Here is a 16,516-nt window from a genome sequence, read left to right as displayed (position 1 = left end):
GACGATTAAGCGCTTATTACACTTGCGCTAATCCAGCTTGACCGAACCAGTAGCCATTACATTGTTGAGTGTTGATATGACTGAAAGGCAGTTCGTATTTATCGTCAACCACATCATGAGATAGTGCGTTTGTTAGCTCATTGGCAAGATCAAGGCATGCAAGACTACTTGGCGACACTCTAAAGTAATCGACCCCCATTTGCTGCATCGATATTATCTCTTGGGTCAAATCAATATTCGCAGCCGACTGAGTTTGTACACCATTTAACCTTAATAGCGCTTGTTGTTCTTGGGTTTGAGCTAAAATCCCTTTAGGGTGCTGCTGACAAATTGTTTCGCAGTTATCTTTATTCAAACCAAAATGTTTTGCGGTAAAACAACGAGCCGAATGAGCGAGTGGAATATATCCATGGCCCATGACTTCGACTTCGAAGCTTGCCTTGGTTGGCTCACTAATGACACTTTCTAACCAAGCTTTTGATAATTCATAGGGCATGACAAACCGCTTCATACCCATGGTTTGTAAAATGTCTAAACTGGCACGATTATAGTTATTAATCGTAGGGCCGCAGATAAAAGGAATATTAGCTTGTCTAGCAAGTTGTACGGCTGCCATGTCATTGGCTTCAATACTAAACTCACCATTATCAATATGCTTTTTAAGTTCAGTTAACTCTGACTGTGCTTCAATTAAAGCCATAGTCGATAACACCACGTTTTTGCCATGGCTTTTGAGCATATGTGCCAATTCAAGGTAATCTTTGAATTTTAAAAGGCGGCGGCGACTGCATACTGTTTCACCAAGATAAACAGTATCAATCTGGCTATTCGCAGCCTGTTGATAGAAATCTTCAATAGAGGCTTTATCCCAGCAATAGCTTACTGGCGCGAGAGATATTTTCATTATTATTACCTTACTGCCATTGACGTTCGTATGCGCCTAACGTGGTGACTTGCCCTTCAGAAACTTTAGCGAGTACTTGATTCCATCTAGCTTGCTCTGTAAATGACTCAGGGTGTGTTAAAAAGCTATCAATCGCTTCTCGCCAAACTCGGGTGACTTGCTCTACATAGGCAGGGCTGCGCTGTCTTCCTTCAATCTTTAAAGACTTTATCCCTGCTGATGCTAATTGTGGCAGTAAGCTAAGGGTATTAAGGCTTGTAGGTGACTCAAGTAAGTATTTGGCTTGTGTTTGATTTTCAGCGATATAGCGGCCTTTACACACAACTGGGTAACCTAATTGCTGATCAACATCAGAGGTATCAATGAGTACTTCATTTAAGCGTGTTAAACATTTATCACCTTGTTCTTGCCATCTCACATGTTTTGCAGGAGAGCACGAACCACCCGTATTGGGTGATTGACCTGTGACATATGAAGATAAGTGACAACGGCCTTCGGCCATAATGCATAGGCTGCCAAAGGCAAAAACTTCAAGATCAACGGTACTATTTTTAGCTAAGTCTTTAACTTGCTTTATGGATAGCACCCGTGGCAACACTGCTCGCTCAATATTGAAAGCCTGCTGATAGAAGTCTAATGCGGCTAGATTGGTTGCACTGGCTTGAACTGACAGGTGCAAGGGTAAATGAGGGTAGCGTCGACTGGCGTAATCCAATAATGAGATATCGGCAGTGATCAGCGCATCCATCCCTATGTTGGCTGCTAAATCAATCGCTTGATACCAACGGGATTCTTCACCAGGTTTTGGGAAGGTGTTTAATGTTAAAAACACCTTTCTACCTTGGCTATGTGCCAGTTTAGTGGCTTGTTTTATTTGTTCAGGGGTGAAATTTAGTCCCGCGAATGAGCGGGCATTGGTATCATCTTTTAAACCAAGATAAACCGCATCTGCACCAGCTCTAAAAGCGGCTTTTAATGAAGCTAAATTTCCTGCAGGGCACAAGAGTTCCATTTTCTCTCTCTCAAATTGCTGTTGCAAGGGAGTGTAAAGTTGAATGACGTCACATGAATTGATTTGAAACAGGTTTCAATTGATAAAATGTGAGTAAACTAGCTTAAATTTAAATCTAGGCAGTGTAGGAGTTTTAATGTCTCTCGGTTTCTCAAGTAAGCTCGCGAAAAATGTACTTGGTTTAGCACCCAAAGTGGCCACTCAATCATTATCAATTGTTCCTGAAAAACTCAAAATGGATGTGTTAGCTAAGTTGCTAACATTGACGTTATCTGAGCAAATTAAGTTTGGCGAATTAGACTTTTTAAAAGGAAAGTGGGTTGCGATTTCAGTGCAAGACATTGGCTTACATTTTGAGCTCAGTTTTGATGGCCAATTATTATTACGTTCATTAACTAAGGCTGATGTTACATTTACTGCTAATGTTCCTGAGTTATTACTGGTTGCTGCAGCCAAAGAAGATCCTGATACCTTATTTTTTCAGCGTAAATTACGGATTGAAGGCGATACCGAGCTAGGCTTAGAAGTGAAGAACTTATTATTAGGTATCGAGTTAGAGGCCCTGCCTCAGCCTGTGAGAGTAAGCATTGAAAAATTAGCCATTACTTTGCAAACCTTGCAAAGCTATTCTGATGGCAGCAACACTGCAACTGCATAAAACGAACCAATCGATAAATGATAAATGATAAAATTTGAGCAATAAAAAAGGCGCTATCTAAGCGCCTTTTTTATATCTAATGCTGGAGAAATTGTTTCGCCGTCAAGATTAATTGAGCGAGATGAAGTTAAACCTTACCTGTAATGACTTGGTACTTATATTTAAGTTCTTCCGGCGTTTCTGCATGAGCAGGATCAGGATCAATACAATCAATCGGACAAACCGAAATACAAGTCGGCTTGTCATAATGCCCTACACATTCGGTACAAAGCGCAGGGTCTATCTCATATATTTCTTCACCCATAGTAATGGCTTCATTTGGGCACTCTGGCTCACACATGTCGCAATTAATACAGCTGTCGTCAATTAATAAGGCCATGATAATTACTCTGTAGGTGCTGACGCTTGATGCGGGTTACGAGAATCTTGCCCTTGAGGAAGATTACGCATCAAAATTGCTTTATCTAATTCTACTTCGTCCGGTACGGCTAAAAATACGAAGTGACCAGAACCTAGACCGGCTTCAACAGACTCACCTTTACGGTTGGTTAATTCTGAAATGGTTAAGGTTAAATTACCTTGTGGTGTCATCACTTCAACACTGTCACCGACTAAGAATTTATTTTTAACATCAATTTCAGCAGCACCGGCTTCATTGCGCTTTCCGGTAAACTCGCCAACAAATTGCTGTGTGTCACTAATAGAGTAACCGTAGTCGTAGTTTTGATACTCATCATGAACGTGGCGACGCAAGAAGCCTTCGGTGTAACCACGATGCGCTAATCCTTCAAGGTTATGCATTAGCGTGCGGTCAAAATCTTTACCTGAAACCGCATCTTCAATTGCTTGACGATAAAGCTGAGCAGTACGTGCCACATAATAAAAAGACTTGGTACGGCCTTCAATTTTCAATGAATCAACGCCCATTTTAGTTAGACGTTCAACATGTTGGATCGCGCGAAGATCTTTTGAGTTCATGATGTATGTACCATGCTCATCTTCATAAGCGGGCATGTATTCGCCTGGGCGGCCTGGCTCTTGTAGCAATACTACTTCATCAGAAGGCTGGCCAGCGCCTAATGTCGGCGTTTCTATTTGCACACCATTTTGATCGACAATACCTTGCGGGTTAACCGCAATAATATCGCCAGTCTCAGTTTGCTTGGCTTCATGGACATCATATTTCCAGCGACACGCGTTGGTGCATGTTCCTTGATTAGGATCGCGCTTATTGATGTAACCTGACAATAGGCAGCGGCCTGAATAAGCCATACATAAGGCACCATGAACGAAGACTTCTAATTCAATATCAGGACATTGCTGACGAATCTCTTCAATTTCATCAAGAGAGAGTTCACGAGATAAAATAACGCGCTTAATACCTTGCTGCTGCCAGAATTTAACTGACGCCCAGTTAATCGCATTGGCTTGAACAGATAAATGCACGGTTTGATCTGGGAAGGCTTCACGAACCATCATGATAAGACCTGGATCTGACATGATGACCGCATCGGGTTTCATATCTATCACTGGTGCCATATCGCGGATATAGGTTTTTAGCTTTGCATTATGTGGAGCAATGTTACTCACTACATATAGCTTTTTATTTAATGCATGCGCTTCTTGGATCCCCATCGCGAGGTTTTCCATTTTAAAGTCATTGTTTCTAACGCGTAAGCTATAGCGAGGTTGACCTGCATAAACCGCATCTGCACCATAGGCAAAGGCGTAACGCATGTTCTTTAATGTTCCTGCTGGAGACAATAGCTCTGGTCTAAACATAATCACTCTCAATTTGATGGAAATTCACGCATAGCGCGGGGGGCGGCATTTTACTTAAGTATGGTTGGTTAATGCAAATAATTCCTCTGTGATTGTGGGGTTTGTCTAAATTAAGGAAGGCTAAACAATTGACAAGCATTATAAAGATTAGTGCTTTTTCTTTATTCTAATAAATTACATAGCTGATATACTCCACACAAAGCAATAACAAAAAAACTACAGGCGGTATGCATGACAACGGAACACCAACTACTGGTCGGGCTATTAAAGAAGCTTAAAGATGACGCTCTTGTGCTTCCAACACTGCCTGAAGTGGCCATGCGGGTGCAGGAAGTTGTAGCGCAGCCAGACTCAAGTTTGAAGCAAGTTGGCGATATTATTGGCCAAGATGCTGCTATTTCAGCTCGTATTATTAAAGTGGCTAACAGCGCCTTATATAGCCGAGGTAACAAAGCTGAAAATATCAGTGCAGCAGTGAATAGAATTGGTTTGATACAAATCAAATCTATCGTGACTTCTGTGGCACTTGAGCAGTTATTTATCTCCACCAATGAAATGGTCTGGGAAGTGATGGATGAAGTATGGCAAACCTCTATTGAGGTGACCGCATCCTCAGGGGCAATGTTAGCGATTTATAATAAGCGCAATCCAACTAAGAAGTTAGATCCTGAAACGTTAACACTTGCTGGCCTTGTTCATAATATTGGTGCGTTACCTGTGTTGTCGGAAGCTGAATCCAAGCCTGATGCATTTACCAGTATTGAACAATTACGTGGGTTAGTGCGTAAAATGCAAGGACCTATAGGGCGTGCAATTTTAAAAACATGGGATTTTGCCCCTGAGGTCATGGAGGTCGTAGAGCGTTGGGCTGATTTACATTACATGCCAGAGAATGTGACTTACTTAGACTTTATTCGCTCAGCGGCATATTACACTGGTGAATTAAGAGCAGGGGTGGAACTTGAGCAGCGTTTAGATATTTTCGCAACTCGTGGGCTACCTGTGACGCCAGAAGATTTAGAGAGTGATGAGTTTTTAGAAGTTTATCATTCCATTAAGCAAAGCTATCAATAAAAAAGCGATTACGTGTGTTAGTTAAAAGCGATACACTCGACTATTAACAATAACTTATATAAGGAGCGGTAAATTGTGTTAAGCATTGAAATTATCATTGTGCTTTTTATTGCACTTATTCTGTTATTAGGAGTTGTGTTAGGCGGTTATTTTCAGCAAGGAAAGTTTATTGCTGAATTAACGCAAACCTTAGAATCTAATTCTGCTGACCATTCACCATTAAATTTCAAACATACCCCAAGAGCATTTAAACCTCTAGTACGTAATCTGAATCTGTTTCAGCAAAGTAACCCTATTACTCTTGAGCGAGACAAGCTGACGGGTCTATCGAATCGGGTTGGCTTTAAACGAAAAATGTTTGCCAAAATGCCAGCGACAGAAGGGATGTTAGTGCTGGTGGATATCCAGCAGTTTCGGTTTGTGAATGATTTATTCGGCTTTATTTTTGGTGACCAGTTACTGAAATCTTTTGCCAGAAGAATTAAGCTGTTACCTAACCCCCCTCAGTTTGTCTCGCGTATGAACGGTAATGAGTTTTTACTGTTTTATCCTAAAGCCATTTCCATTTCTGAATTAAACTACGTCAAACAGCATCTACAAAAGTCGTTTGAGATCGAGCAAACCCCCATTAGCATTAAAGTTCAGTTAGGCGTACTTGAGTTACATGAGCACCATGCGGATGTGAGCTTGATGCTTCGAAGATTAGATTTAGCACTAAAAAAAGCCAAAATTAGCCACCAAGACATTGCCTTTTATAATCAAGATGATGATAAAGCGCAGTATCGCGAATTAATGATCATTAATAGTCTCCCTAAAAGTTTAAAGCAGAACCAGCTCCATATGGTTTATCAGCCTAAACTCGACATTAGCACGGGAAATTGCTCGCAAGTTGAAGCGTTAATTCGTTGGGAGCATGAAGGTTTAGGTAATATTTCACCAACGGAATTTATCCCACTAGCTGAGCATACAGGCGTGATCAACTTAATCAGTCAGTGGGCATTAGAGCAGGTACTTCAGCAACAAGTTAAATGGCTGCAGCAAGGGATTAATATAAAAGTCGCTGTTAACTTATCGACCAAAGATTTAGAGAATCAACACTTACCCATCGATATAAGTAATTTGCTGATGCAGTATAAGGTGCCAGCAGAGAACTTGATGATTGAAATTACTGAGAGTGCCTTGATGCTTGATTTAGCTCGAACCATTGAGACGCTAAAAGAAATTAGAGAGTTAGGAGTTAAAATTGCTATTGATGACTTTGGTACTGGCCACTCTTCATTAGCCTACTTACGTCACTTACCCATCGATGAAGTTAAAATTGATAAAGCTTTCTTAGATGATTTTAATTGTGATTTACAAGCGAACAAAATCGTCAAAACAAGTATTGATTTAGCTAAAAGCCTTGGCTTCGATGTGACGGTAGAAGGGGTTGAAACCAAAGATGTTTTTGATACCTTGATTGAATTCGGTACTGATACCATTCAAGGTGAGTATGTGAGTAAACCTCTTATTGCCTCTGAATTAGAGCTGCGTTTCTCGCAGCTCATTCAAAAACCTTTTGTGACAGCTCCAATCACCCATTAATCGATTTATTGAGCTTATATCATCAAAGTTATTAACGTCATTTAGCGTAATTTATCTTAAGTTTAGCTAAACTTTTCAGTGAGTTGTTCAATTAACTTGATTGGCATTGGTGCCATTTGACGCTGCTGATTCATGCAAACCATTTCAATGGTTGCTGTCACTGCAGGCTTCTTCGCATTAGGGCGCCAAATCTCTTGCTGCCACACAGTGCGGTACTTACTTTCAAAGTAATATTTAGTTCTGACATCGATAATATCCGCAAACTCAACCCCATCATGGCAAAGCATATCTGTTCGATAAACTGCAAACCCTAGTTGCTGCTCTTGCCATAAAATATTAAGCACATTAGCGCCAATGACATGTTCTCTGGCCCGTTCAAAATACTTTAAGAAGTTGGGATGATATACCACCCCTGAAAAGTCAGTATCTTCGTAATATATTTGCACAGGGAAATGGAAGGTAGGGCTGTATTCAATTATTTTTTGAGTCATCATCATCATTGCAATGTCAGAATTTATTAATGCTATTGTCGCTTATTTGAGTCGGTTTCTATAGCGCTAATTAATAAGGATTGTTGTCATTCAACCTCATCAGACCACAGCCGCGAGTTTAGATGACTTAGTTTAGGTGATTTAGTTTAGGCTGCGTCTATTGACGAGGATTTCGCTAGCTGTTGGCTCGGTTACCGCAGGGCTAAATAAATATCCCTGACCAGTCAGGCAGCCTAATTCAATAAGCTTGGCTCTTTGCAAGTCTGCTTCAATACCTTCTGCGACAATATCCATATTAAGCTCAATAGCTAATTGAATGATATTTTTTAATACTATTTCAGTAGCTTGGTTGTCTAATAAATTTTTGAGAAAACCCTGATCAATTTTTAAGGTATCTATCGGGAAATGGGTAAGGTAATTTAATGATGAAAACCCTGTGCCAAAGTCATCTAAAGCAATTCGTACGTTGAGTTTCTTGAGTTGCTTAAGCACGACTTCAGCGGTGTCGAAGTTTTCAATCAATAAGGACTCGGTTATTTCTAATTCGAGTTTTTCAGCTGGAAACCCCGTTTGAGCTAAAATTTCGGCGATATGCTCACAAATATCAGGTTGAGAGAGTTGTATTGGCGATATATTGACTGAAATATTATCTTTTAATAATCCTTGTTGATGCCATTTTTGCCCATCCGTGCACGCTTGTAAAAGTACCCAATAGCCAATTTCAATAATTTGGCCATTGCTTTCAGCTTCAGGGATAAACTTCACTGGTGATATGAGCCCTTCCGTTGGGTGATACCATCTTAATAAAGCCTCAAACGAACAGACTTCACCATTAACCATATTGACCTTAGGTTGATAGTGAACTTGAAACTGCTTATTGATGAGAGCATTTTTCAATTGCTGCTTAATGGTGGTTTTTTCAAGTAGTGCTTGTGATAACGACTCATTGAAAAAATAAGCACCATTGCGGCCAGCATGTTTAGCGGCGTACATGGCTGTGTCTGCATGTTTTAACAATGTTTTACAGTCAACGCCATCTTCAGGGAAGCAGGCGACCCCTATGCTTGCTGAGCTCGTTATCCAGTGTTCCTTTATTTGATAACCTGTATTAATGCTGGAGCGGATCTGCTCAATAATATTGATGAGTTTAGCTTGAGTGCCAGGATGTTGAATAATGATAGCAAATTCATCCCCGCCTAATCTTGCCAGTAAATCCTCTTCTTTAAGGGTGTTTGATAAACGTTTACTGACTTCAATAATCAACTCATCGCCAATATCATGGCCCATAGTATCATTCACTTCTTTAAAATAATCTAAGTCTATGAACACGACTGCCGCAGGTTTTTGTATATCATTGACTGTTAATTCGAGTTTGGCATTAAAACGAAAACGATTTGATAGGCCAGTTAAACTGTCAAAGTTGGCTCGGTTACTGAGTTCGGTAATTTTTTGATAACGGGTATATAGATAAAGAATCGCGAGGAAAGCACAAATAATGATTAAGATAATAATGGCGTAGAACCACCAAGCTTGTTTGACCTTAAAATCAAACGAAGCGACATTTGGACTCCAGCGACCATCACTATTACTGCCTTGGGCAACAAAAGAATAGAGACCTGCATTAAGGTTGGTGTAAGTCGCTGAGGTATGGCTGCCTGCATAGATCCATTCGTCATCAAAACCCAATAATCGATAACGATATTGATTCCTATACGGGGCGGTAAAGTCCATTGATGCAAAGGAGAATTGGACAATATTTTGTTCATAGTCTAATTGAACATCACCGATTTTTTGGTTGCTGTTAGGGCCTAAAAACTGTTCATTGGCAATCAGCGCAGAAGTGATATGGACTTTGGGTTTGAAGCGATTACTTTTGATGGCTTTAGTGTTAATTTTATACAAGCCATTATTAGAGCCTAGGTATAAATTATCGTTTTTCATCGCTATCGCAGAATCAGTAAATGAGCTGCCTTTTTCGTTAGTCGCACTTGGGTACTGTGTTACTTCAAAGGTATCAATATTCATTTTGGCGAATTTGGATTGCGAAGTAACCCAGACAAAACCATCTCGATTACCGGTAACTCCTCTTAAGGTGTTGCTGGTAAACCCTTGCTCTTTATTGAAGTATTTAATTTCAACAGGATCTTGCCACATTTCTCCCATTTCGATACGTGCGAGACCCAACCCTTGGGTGGCAACCCAAATATGGTTATTTTCATCTTGATAAAGTTTAACGGTTCTTATGTTTTCTGTTTCTGAGCCAAGCGATAAATGCTTAACCTCGAAAGTCTCAGGATTCACTCTGTAAATGGCATTGGTTGTTGCTAACCATAATTCGCCATTATGGATAAATTGCTTATCAAAAGTGAAGTTGCCTCCTGCGGCATAAGAAAAGTCATGTTCTGTCAGTAATTGCTGTTTAATTCCTTCTTGAGGATTAAACAGGATCAGCCCCACATCTAAGTAACCCGTGATCCAAACATCGCCGTTATTATCAGGCAACGCCAAATAGAAAGGGCTATTAGGGAAGTCATGAGGATTATCTAGCGCGTTACTATAGTGGGTTAAGGTTTCATTAAGTGTATTAAATACCGACAAACCATTTGCACTGGCAATCCAAAGATTTTCTTTATCGTCTTTAATTGCACTGTATGGCGACGAAATTGATGCGTCTTCAATTGGGTTTAATTTTATCGCTTCTGTTTTATCGATGATGAGATTTATTTTTTCTGATGTTGTTACCCAGACATCTTTGCTTTTATCGGTATTAATCCAATAAGTGAAAGGGCTAGATAATTCAGGTGAAAATGGGTGGGGTCTAAAAATTCGAGTGCCGTGCTTAAACGGGGAGTAGTACGATGCCCCCATTGTCGTGGCGAACCAAATGCCGCCTGATTGATCAACCTGCAATTCACTGACAGTATTATCAGCAATAGAACTAGGGTTATACGCTTGATGTTGTAGGTGGGTATAGCTCATTGTGTCTAATGTGACTTTTGTAGCGCCTTTGTCATGGGCTAGCCAAAGGGTATTGTCATTTTCAAGGGTGAGGTCATATATCGTATTTGATATAATTTGATCGACAGAAGGGTTATTTTCATCGATTACATAGGCAACCACTTCCATGGTTTTAGGGTTGAAATCGATTAAACCTTGTTGATAAGTTCCTAACCAAACTTGCTCGTCAGATATCACTTCAACGGCATTGATTGATCCTGTCATAATTTTATTGGTATCAGGATCTGAAGATGTGACTAAATCTAACCGCTGGGTGTCCAAGTTGACTGTCGTGAGTCCATAGTCTGTAGCAACCCACAGTGTATCTTTGTAATCACTAAAAATACTGTAAATGGAAGTATCGTATTGCTGACCATCTTCGTCAAAAAGTGAAAAACCCGTGAAGGTGTTTGTTTGCGAATTATATAAACTAATTCCTGCACCTGTACCTATCCAGATATTGTCATGCTTATCTTCATATATTCGCGTTACCCAACTAGAGCCAAGATTATTTTGACTGGTCTGCATATTGTGCAAAACCATTTCATTAGCAGGTGTTAGCTGATTGAGTCCATCTTCAGTACCGATCCAAATATTGCCGGCTTTATCTTCATAAATATCGGTGACATAGTTGTTTGAAATGTGATTCTTTTCATTAGGCGAAAACTGAAAATGAGTGAAGTTGATACCATCGTATCGGCTTGCACCACTGTCAGTGCCAAACCACATATAACCGCTTCGTTGTTGGTGAATAGTAGTAATACTAGAGGAAAGTAAGCCATCACTTACATTGAGGGTCTCAAGCTGGAATTGCTCAGCGTAGGCTAGTGAAAATATGCCGAAATTGACACAAATAGCAATGATAAAGCTATGTAGGGTGCTTGCCCGTAGAAACATCAACTTCTCTGCTATTTAGGGTGATTACTATTACGTAATTGTTACATAAAAAAATGCTCTATGGAATCCTGTATAGCAGATGACTTTGTTCGAACTCGCTTTGTTAACCTGATGTTAACATTTGATTTTAAAAGAAATATTTTAAAGTTAAATTTTTAATGATGATTTAAATACTATTCAATAGCTTGAGCAATATATCTTCAATGTTTGGACTCATATCATGCAAATTAAACCTGAAATTAACTAACAGAAAACTAGAGCAATAAGTTTGATTCGATAGGGATATGACTGCCTATCACATCCAGCAATGATTTCGCTGTAAGAGCAGCGACACTGATCACCTGTGTATCGCAAGCATATTTCTGCGCTACCTTTGCCATCAATAAATCAAAGTCACCGTCACCTGAAAGCAAAATGACCTTATCAACGTGCTCAGCATAATCTAAAACGTCGATGGTTATCCCGACATCCCAATCGCCTTTTGCACTGCCGTCACTACGTTGAATATAGGGTTTGAGTTTAACCTCAAAACCAATGTGCCTCAGTGCATCTTGAAATTTGACTTGGCCATCATCTGCTGGGGCGATGGCATAAGCAAAAGCATACTCTACTTGAGCTTGTTGGTTCAGCATTTTAAAAAGCGCACGATAATTAAACGAGCGACCATAAGCCTGTTTACAGGTGTAATAGATGTTTTGTACATCAACAAATACCGCGATTTTTTCCATTATTACACCTGTTATTCCGTTATAAAGACTGGCTAGTCAGTGATTGCTCGGATATCGTCGGTAGCAACCCTAAAATTCACTACGCGCCTTTTTGCTTTTGAAGTTCAATAGCATCATTGAGTTGTTGTTCAACAAACCCTGGAGAGTGAGTCGCACCAGATATCAATCGATACATGGCAGGGATCACTAATAAGGTCACTAGAGTAGCAAATGCCATTCCAAAGAACACTACTGTACCGACTGCAATTCGACTTTCTGACCCTGCACCTGTTGACATAATCAATGGGATTGCACCAATAAGGGTGGTAAATGCGGTCATTAGAATAGGTCTTAAACGTCTAGCTGAAGCATCAATAATAGCTTGCTCTAATTCAAGACCTTTGTCTCTAAGCTGGTTGGCAAACTCAACAATCAAGATACCATTCTTAGTCACCATACCAATCAACATAATCATGCCGATTTGGCTGTAAATATTAAGGCCTTGTCCAGTCAGGTATAAGCCTAAGAATCCACCAAATATTCCCATTGGTACGGTAAACATAACCACTAATGGGTTAATAAAGCTCTCAAATTGCGCAGCAAGAACTAAATAAGCGACTAACAAGGCTAAGCCGAATACAATAAAGATGCTGCTTTGGTTTTCTTTAAAGTCTTTTGATTCACCGGTATATGACACTGTGATATCACTTGGCAGCATTTCAATGGCTTTAGCGTCAAGAAAATCTAATGCTTCACCTAAAGTATGTCCAGCGCCTAAGTTTGCTTTTAGGGTGATCGATTTTTGCTTATTAAGATGACTTAATTTTTGTGCTGAAGCGACCTCGTCAATTTGAGTAATGGTATCTAAGGTGATCAGCTGACCCGTTGCTGTGCGCATATATATCTGACTTAAATCAGCGACGCTGTTAAAACTGTTTTCATCACCGCGAAGATAAACATCATATTCTTCACCACGCTCAATAAAGGTCGTTTCACTGCGGCCACCTAGCATGATTTCCAAGGTGTCAGATACCTCTGTAACACTGACGCCAAGCTCTGCTGCACGTTCACGATCAACTGTGACCAATAACTCAGGTGTTGTTTCTGCATAGTCAAGATCTGCACCTTCTAATATTGGGCTTAAGTCGGCCTCAAGTTGCAGTTTTTGTGCCCAGTCAAATAGTTCGTTGTAGTCAGAACCACCTAAAACAAATTGAACTGGCTCGCTAGATTTACCTCTAAAACCAGGCAGCATAGGGCGAACCATCACATCGGGAATGCCTTCAAGAGACTTAGCTACAATACCGAGTGCCTGTTGGGCATTGATAGAGCGATCTTTCCATTCTTCTAATTGAATAATGACAAAGCCCGTTTGGTCACCAGCACGACCACCAAAAGCGGGCGCCTGAGTACTGAATGACTTAATAAGACCATTACCCAGCATCGGCATTAATCTTTGCTCTACAATGTCCATATTGGCAGCCATGCGATTATAACTGGTGCCTTCAGCGCCTTTGATGAAGGCAAAAATCACTCCTCGGTCTTCTTGTGGGGCAAGTTGAGCTGGAACTTGATTCAATAACCAGCCACTACCTACAAGACAGGCAATAATCACAACAGGCGCCGCGAAACGGTATTGAACTGCCTTTGAGACGATAGCGCGGTATTGCTGCTCAAGCTTATCAAATACTCCATCAACCCAAAGGTTAAAACGGTTAGGTTTAACATTGGCTTTAAGTAATTTACTGCCAAGTACAGGGGTTAAGGTGAGGGCGATAAGCGAGGAAAATAGCACTGATACGGCCAGCATTACCGAAAACTCAGTAAATAGTAACCCGACCATGCCCTCCATAAAGGAAATAGGTAGAAATACCATTACCAGTACGGCAGTGGTTGCCATGACTGCAAACCCAACTTCCCGTGCGCCTTTGTAGGCCGCTAAAATTGGCGGTTCGCCTTTTTCAATATGATGGAAAATATTCTCGACGACGACGATGGCGTCATCTACGACTAAACCAATGGATAATATTAAGGCCATTAAGGTTAATAAGTTAATAGAAAAACCGAAGGTATTTGCCGCGATAAAAGCTGAAATAAGTGACACTGGCACTGTTACAGCTGGGATTAAGGTCGCACGTACTTGGCCAATGAAAATATATAACACTAAAATCACTAAAATGGCGGTGATAATAAGCGTGTTATAAACTTCATCAATTGAGCGAGAGATAAAAATGGTGGAGTCGTAATCGACCACTAAAGCTGTGCCATCAGGTAAAAAGTCTTGGATTCTATCCACTTCTTTATGGACTAATTTGGCTACATCAAGCGGGTTAGCATCAGACTGAGCAATAATGCCTAAACTGATGTTAGTGACACCATCACTTTTAAACGTTGAGTTTTCGTTCTCTGCACCAATAAATACATCTGCAACATCTTTTAAGTAAATAGGCGTACCGTCATCGGCAGTGCGAACCACTAAATATTCAAAATCGTCGGGGCTGTTATAAAGCCTTGCCGTTCTTACTGTCATGACAGTGGTGTCGTTACGTACTTCACCACCTGGGGTTTCTACATTTTCAGTATTAAGTGCTGAGACAATATCATTGGCCGAAACATTACGACCCGCCATTAGCTCAGGTTTTAGCTGTACGTACATTACCTTGTATAAGCCACCTGATAATGAAATTGAGCTCACACCTGTAATTAAATTAAAGCGATCTTCTAGTACTCGCTGAGAGTAATCCGTCAGCTGAGTTCTATCCATGGTGGATGAACTCAAGTTGACGTAAATAGACGGCTCCCCTGAGCCATTATCTTTTGATACGACAGGATCGTCTGCTTCATCAGGTAATCGGCGTTGAGCGCGCGCAACAGCGTCACGTACATCACTGACACCTTCAGTTAAATCCCAGCCTAATAAAAAGGTCACTGTAATACGTGACATACCGTTGCGGGTGACAGATTCAATTTCATCAACGCCACTGATGCCTGTAAGTTCATCCTCAATGGTAGTGGTGATCTGGCTTTCCATAATCGTTGCCGAAGCGCCGCTATATGTGGTCATGACTGTAACGACAGGGCTTTCGACATCTGGCATTTCTCTCACTGATAATTTTGACAGTGAAACAAGGCCAAATACCCCTAATAGCAAACTCAGAACAATCGCAACAACAGGGCGTTTAACTGACACATCAGAAAGCCACATTAACTTTTCTCCTGTTGAACTTCAGCTGTTGGGTTACTCAAAGATCCTAAGATTGATCCATTTTCTGAATGCATGTCTGAATCAACAATTGAATCATCTTCTTCATGGGCTAGCTTTTCCGCAGTACCTTGTTGCTCTAATACGTCTACTGAGACGCCATCACGCATATTAACTAAACCTTGAACGACAACAATATCACCGACGCTTAACCCTTCAGAGATCAGGACTTCATTATCAATACGGGCGCCGAGATTGACTTCAGTGCGCTTAGCAATGTTTTGGCTATCAACAAGATACACAAATCTTTTGGTGCCAGAGTATTCAATGGCTTGAACTGGGATAACAGGTTCAGAAACCGCAGGGAAGCTAAGCGTGGCGGCCATCATCATGCCAGGTTTTAACTTGTTATCTGGATTAGCAAATTCTACTCGCACACGTAAGTTTAAGGTGTCTTGATTAATACGCGAATCAATTGCGACTATTTCACCGTTAAACTCATGAGATGGCCATGCACGGCTTTGTGCTGACACTTTCATACCATTAGATAATAATGATAAGTAATGCTCAGGAACTTGTAAGTCGAGTCTCATGGTTGAAAGGTTGTCAAAAGACAGTAATTCGGTACCGACAGAAATCATCTTGCCAACGCTAAAATCGATTAAGCCTGCAGAACCTGAAAATGGGGCATTAAGTGAGTGGTAATCTAAATCAGCTTGGGCTGCAGCCAATCTTGCCGCAGCCATATCAACACTGGCACGTTGAGCATCAATTTCGGTTTGAGTAATGGCATTGCTTGAAATGAGTTTAAGGAATTCCTTTAACTTTCTTTTTTCATCAGCAAGATAAGCGGCAGCTTCTGCTGTTGCTGCTTTGGCTTTTGAATCGTCTAGCTGAACCATCACTTGTCCAGCTTGAATGTCTTGATCGGGTTTTATCAAAATGTCACTAATTTTCCCGGCAACTTGAGAAGAAATAAAAACAGATTGTTCAGCATCAAGTTTGCCAATTAACGACAGTGATTGTGATAGTTCATGTTGATCGACAATACCTGTCACAACAGGAATAGTTTTTTGGGCTTTTCCCTTTGCATGAGGCTTGGCTTTATCTGCTTGAGATAAACCACTAAAAGACACAACAGCAGCGATAAGACTGCTTACTATGATAAGAAATGCCAGTTTTTTCATTTTTTGACTCTAAGAAAGATC

At 40.6% G+C, this 16,516-nt stretch carries 12 protein-coding genes; 3 read left to right on the top strand and 9 right to left on the bottom strand.

Going from position 1 to position 16,516, the window contains the following annotated elements; all coding sequences use genetic code 11:
- Positions 1-16: 16 nt before the first annotated feature.
- On the bottom strand, positions 17-904 hold the full coding sequence (locus tag LMH66_RS06120; RefSeq protein WP_229368936.1) for a U32 family peptidase: 888 nt from the start codon (positions 902-904) through the stop codon (positions 17-19).
- 10 nt (positions 905-914) lie between these two features.
- Positions 915-1,916: a ubiquinone anaerobic biosynthesis protein UbiU gene (ubiU, locus tag LMH66_RS06115; protein ID WP_102526927.1), complete on the bottom strand. Its 1,002-nt coding sequence runs from the start codon at positions 1,914-1,916 to the stop codon at positions 915-917.
- A gap of 136 nt (positions 1,917-2,052) precedes the next feature.
- Here ubiU and ubiT point away from each other — a divergent pair, with 136 nt between their 5' ends.
- Positions 2,053-2,574, top strand: a complete 522-nt coding sequence (ubiT, locus tag LMH66_RS06110) for a ubiquinone anaerobic biosynthesis accessory factor UbiT (protein ID WP_229368935.1) — start codon at positions 2,053-2,055, stop codon at positions 2,572-2,574.
- A gap of 127 nt (positions 2,575-2,701) precedes the next feature.
- Here the strand turns inward: ubiT and LMH66_RS06105 are convergent, their stop codons facing one another.
- On the bottom strand, positions 2,702-2,953 hold the full coding sequence (locus LMH66_RS06105) for a YfhL family 4Fe-4S dicluster ferredoxin (protein ID WP_229368934.1): 252 nt from the start codon (positions 2,951-2,953) through the stop codon (positions 2,702-2,704).
- A 5-nt stretch (positions 2,954-2,958) separates the two neighbouring features.
- A complete protein-coding gene (gene yegQ / locus LMH66_RS06100) occupies positions 2,959-4,356 on the bottom strand; it encodes a tRNA 5-hydroxyuridine modification protein YegQ (protein ID WP_229368933.1) in 1,398 nt (465 codons plus the stop codon).
- 231 nt (positions 4,357-4,587) lie between these two features.
- Here yegQ and LMH66_RS06095 point away from each other — a divergent pair, with 231 nt between their 5' ends.
- Together LMH66_RS06095 and LMH66_RS06090 are read left to right on the top strand one after the other, a co-directional pair.
- Positions 4,588-5,430, top strand: a complete 843-nt coding sequence (locus tag LMH66_RS06095; RefSeq protein ID WP_102526929.1) for an HDOD domain-containing protein — start codon at positions 4,588-4,590, stop codon at positions 5,428-5,430.
- A 75-nt stretch (positions 5,431-5,505) separates the two neighbouring features.
- Entirely contained in the window at positions 5,506-7,014 is a 1,509-nt protein-coding gene (locus tag LMH66_RS06090; protein WP_229368932.1) for a putative bifunctional diguanylate cyclase/phosphodiesterase, read from the top strand.
- Positions 7,015-7,076: 62 nt separating this feature from the next.
- Here the strand turns inward: LMH66_RS06090 and LMH66_RS06085 are convergent, their stop codons facing one another.
- The 5 genes from LMH66_RS06085 to LMH66_RS06065 form a co-directional block, all read right to left on the bottom strand.
- A complete protein-coding gene (locus tag LMH66_RS06085; RefSeq protein ID WP_267869098.1) occupies positions 7,077-7,505 on the bottom strand; it encodes a thioesterase family protein in 429 nt (142 codons plus the stop codon).
- Between the two features lie 141 nt (positions 7,506-7,646).
- Positions 7,647-11,399 carry an EAL domain-containing protein gene (locus tag LMH66_RS06080; RefSeq protein ID WP_229368998.1) on the bottom strand — a complete coding sequence of 1,251 codons (3,753 nt, stop codon included), beginning with the start codon at positions 11,397-11,399 and terminating at the stop codon, positions 7,647-7,649.
- Between the two features lie 254 nt (positions 11,400-11,653).
- Positions 11,654-12,127: an NYN domain-containing protein gene (locus LMH66_RS06075; RefSeq protein WP_229368931.1), complete on the bottom strand. Its 474-nt coding sequence runs from the start codon at positions 12,125-12,127 to the stop codon at positions 11,654-11,656.
- 79 nt (positions 12,128-12,206) lie between these two features.
- A complete protein-coding gene (locus tag LMH66_RS06070; protein ID WP_229368930.1) occupies positions 12,207-15,311 on the bottom strand; it encodes a multidrug efflux RND transporter permease subunit in 3,105 nt (1,034 codons plus the stop codon).
- Positions 15,311-16,495, bottom strand: a complete 1,185-nt coding sequence (locus LMH66_RS06065) for an efflux RND transporter periplasmic adaptor subunit (protein ID WP_324295159.1) — start codon at positions 16,493-16,495, stop codon at positions 15,311-15,313. The genes LMH66_RS06070 and LMH66_RS06065 overlap by 1 nt, the downstream gene beginning before the upstream one ends.
- Positions 16,496-16,516: the final 21 nt, after the last annotated feature.

Source organism: Shewanella sp. 10N.7, from assembly GCF_020806285.1.
Lineage (GTDB): Bacteria > Pseudomonadota > Gammaproteobacteria > Enterobacterales > Shewanellaceae > Shewanella > Shewanella electrodiphila.
Note: the sequence above shows the minus strand (reverse complement) of the source record. Positions and strands in the feature narration are given on the sequence as shown.

Excerpts from the sequence above, each read along its gene's own strand:
- LMH66_RS06120 (WP_229368936.1), bottom strand. The coding sequence starts at position 904 with ATGAAAATATCTCTCGCGCCAGTAAGCTATTGCTGGGATAAAGCCTCT.
- ubiU (WP_102526927.1), bottom strand. The coding sequence starts at position 1,916 with ATGGAACTCTTGTGCCCTGCAGGAAATTTAGCTTCATTAAAAGCCGCT.
- ubiT (WP_229368935.1), top strand. The coding sequence starts at position 2,053 with ATGTCTCTCGGTTTCTCAAGTAAGCTCGCGAAAAATGTACTTGGTTTA.
- LMH66_RS06105 (WP_229368934.1), bottom strand. The coding sequence starts at position 2,953 with ATGGCCTTATTAATTGACGACAGCTGTATTAATTGCGACATGTGTGAG.
- yegQ (WP_229368933.1), bottom strand. The coding sequence starts at position 4,356 with ATGTTTAGACCAGAGCTATTGTCTCCAGCAGGAACATTAAAGAACATG.
- LMH66_RS06095 (WP_102526929.1), top strand. The coding sequence starts at position 4,588 with ATGACAACGGAACACCAACTACTGGTCGGGCTATTAAAGAAGCTTAAA.
- LMH66_RS06085 (WP_267869098.1), bottom strand. The coding sequence starts at position 7,505 with ATGACTCAAAAAATAATTGAATACAGCCCTACCTTCCATTTCCCTGTG.
- LMH66_RS06080 (WP_229368998.1), bottom strand. The coding sequence starts at position 11,399 with ATGTTTCTACGGGCAAGCACCCTACATAGCTTTATCATTGCTATTTGT.
- LMH66_RS06075 (WP_229368931.1), bottom strand. The coding sequence starts at position 12,127 with ATGGAAAAAATCGCGGTATTTGTTGATGTACAAAACATCTATTACACC.
- LMH66_RS06070 (WP_229368930.1), bottom strand. The coding sequence starts at position 15,311 with ATGTGGCTTTCTGATGTGTCAGTTAAACGCCCTGTTGTTGCGATTGTT.
- LMH66_RS06065 (WP_324295159.1), bottom strand. The coding sequence starts at position 16,495 with ATGAAAAAACTGGCATTTCTTATCATAGTAAGCAGTCTTATCGCTGCT.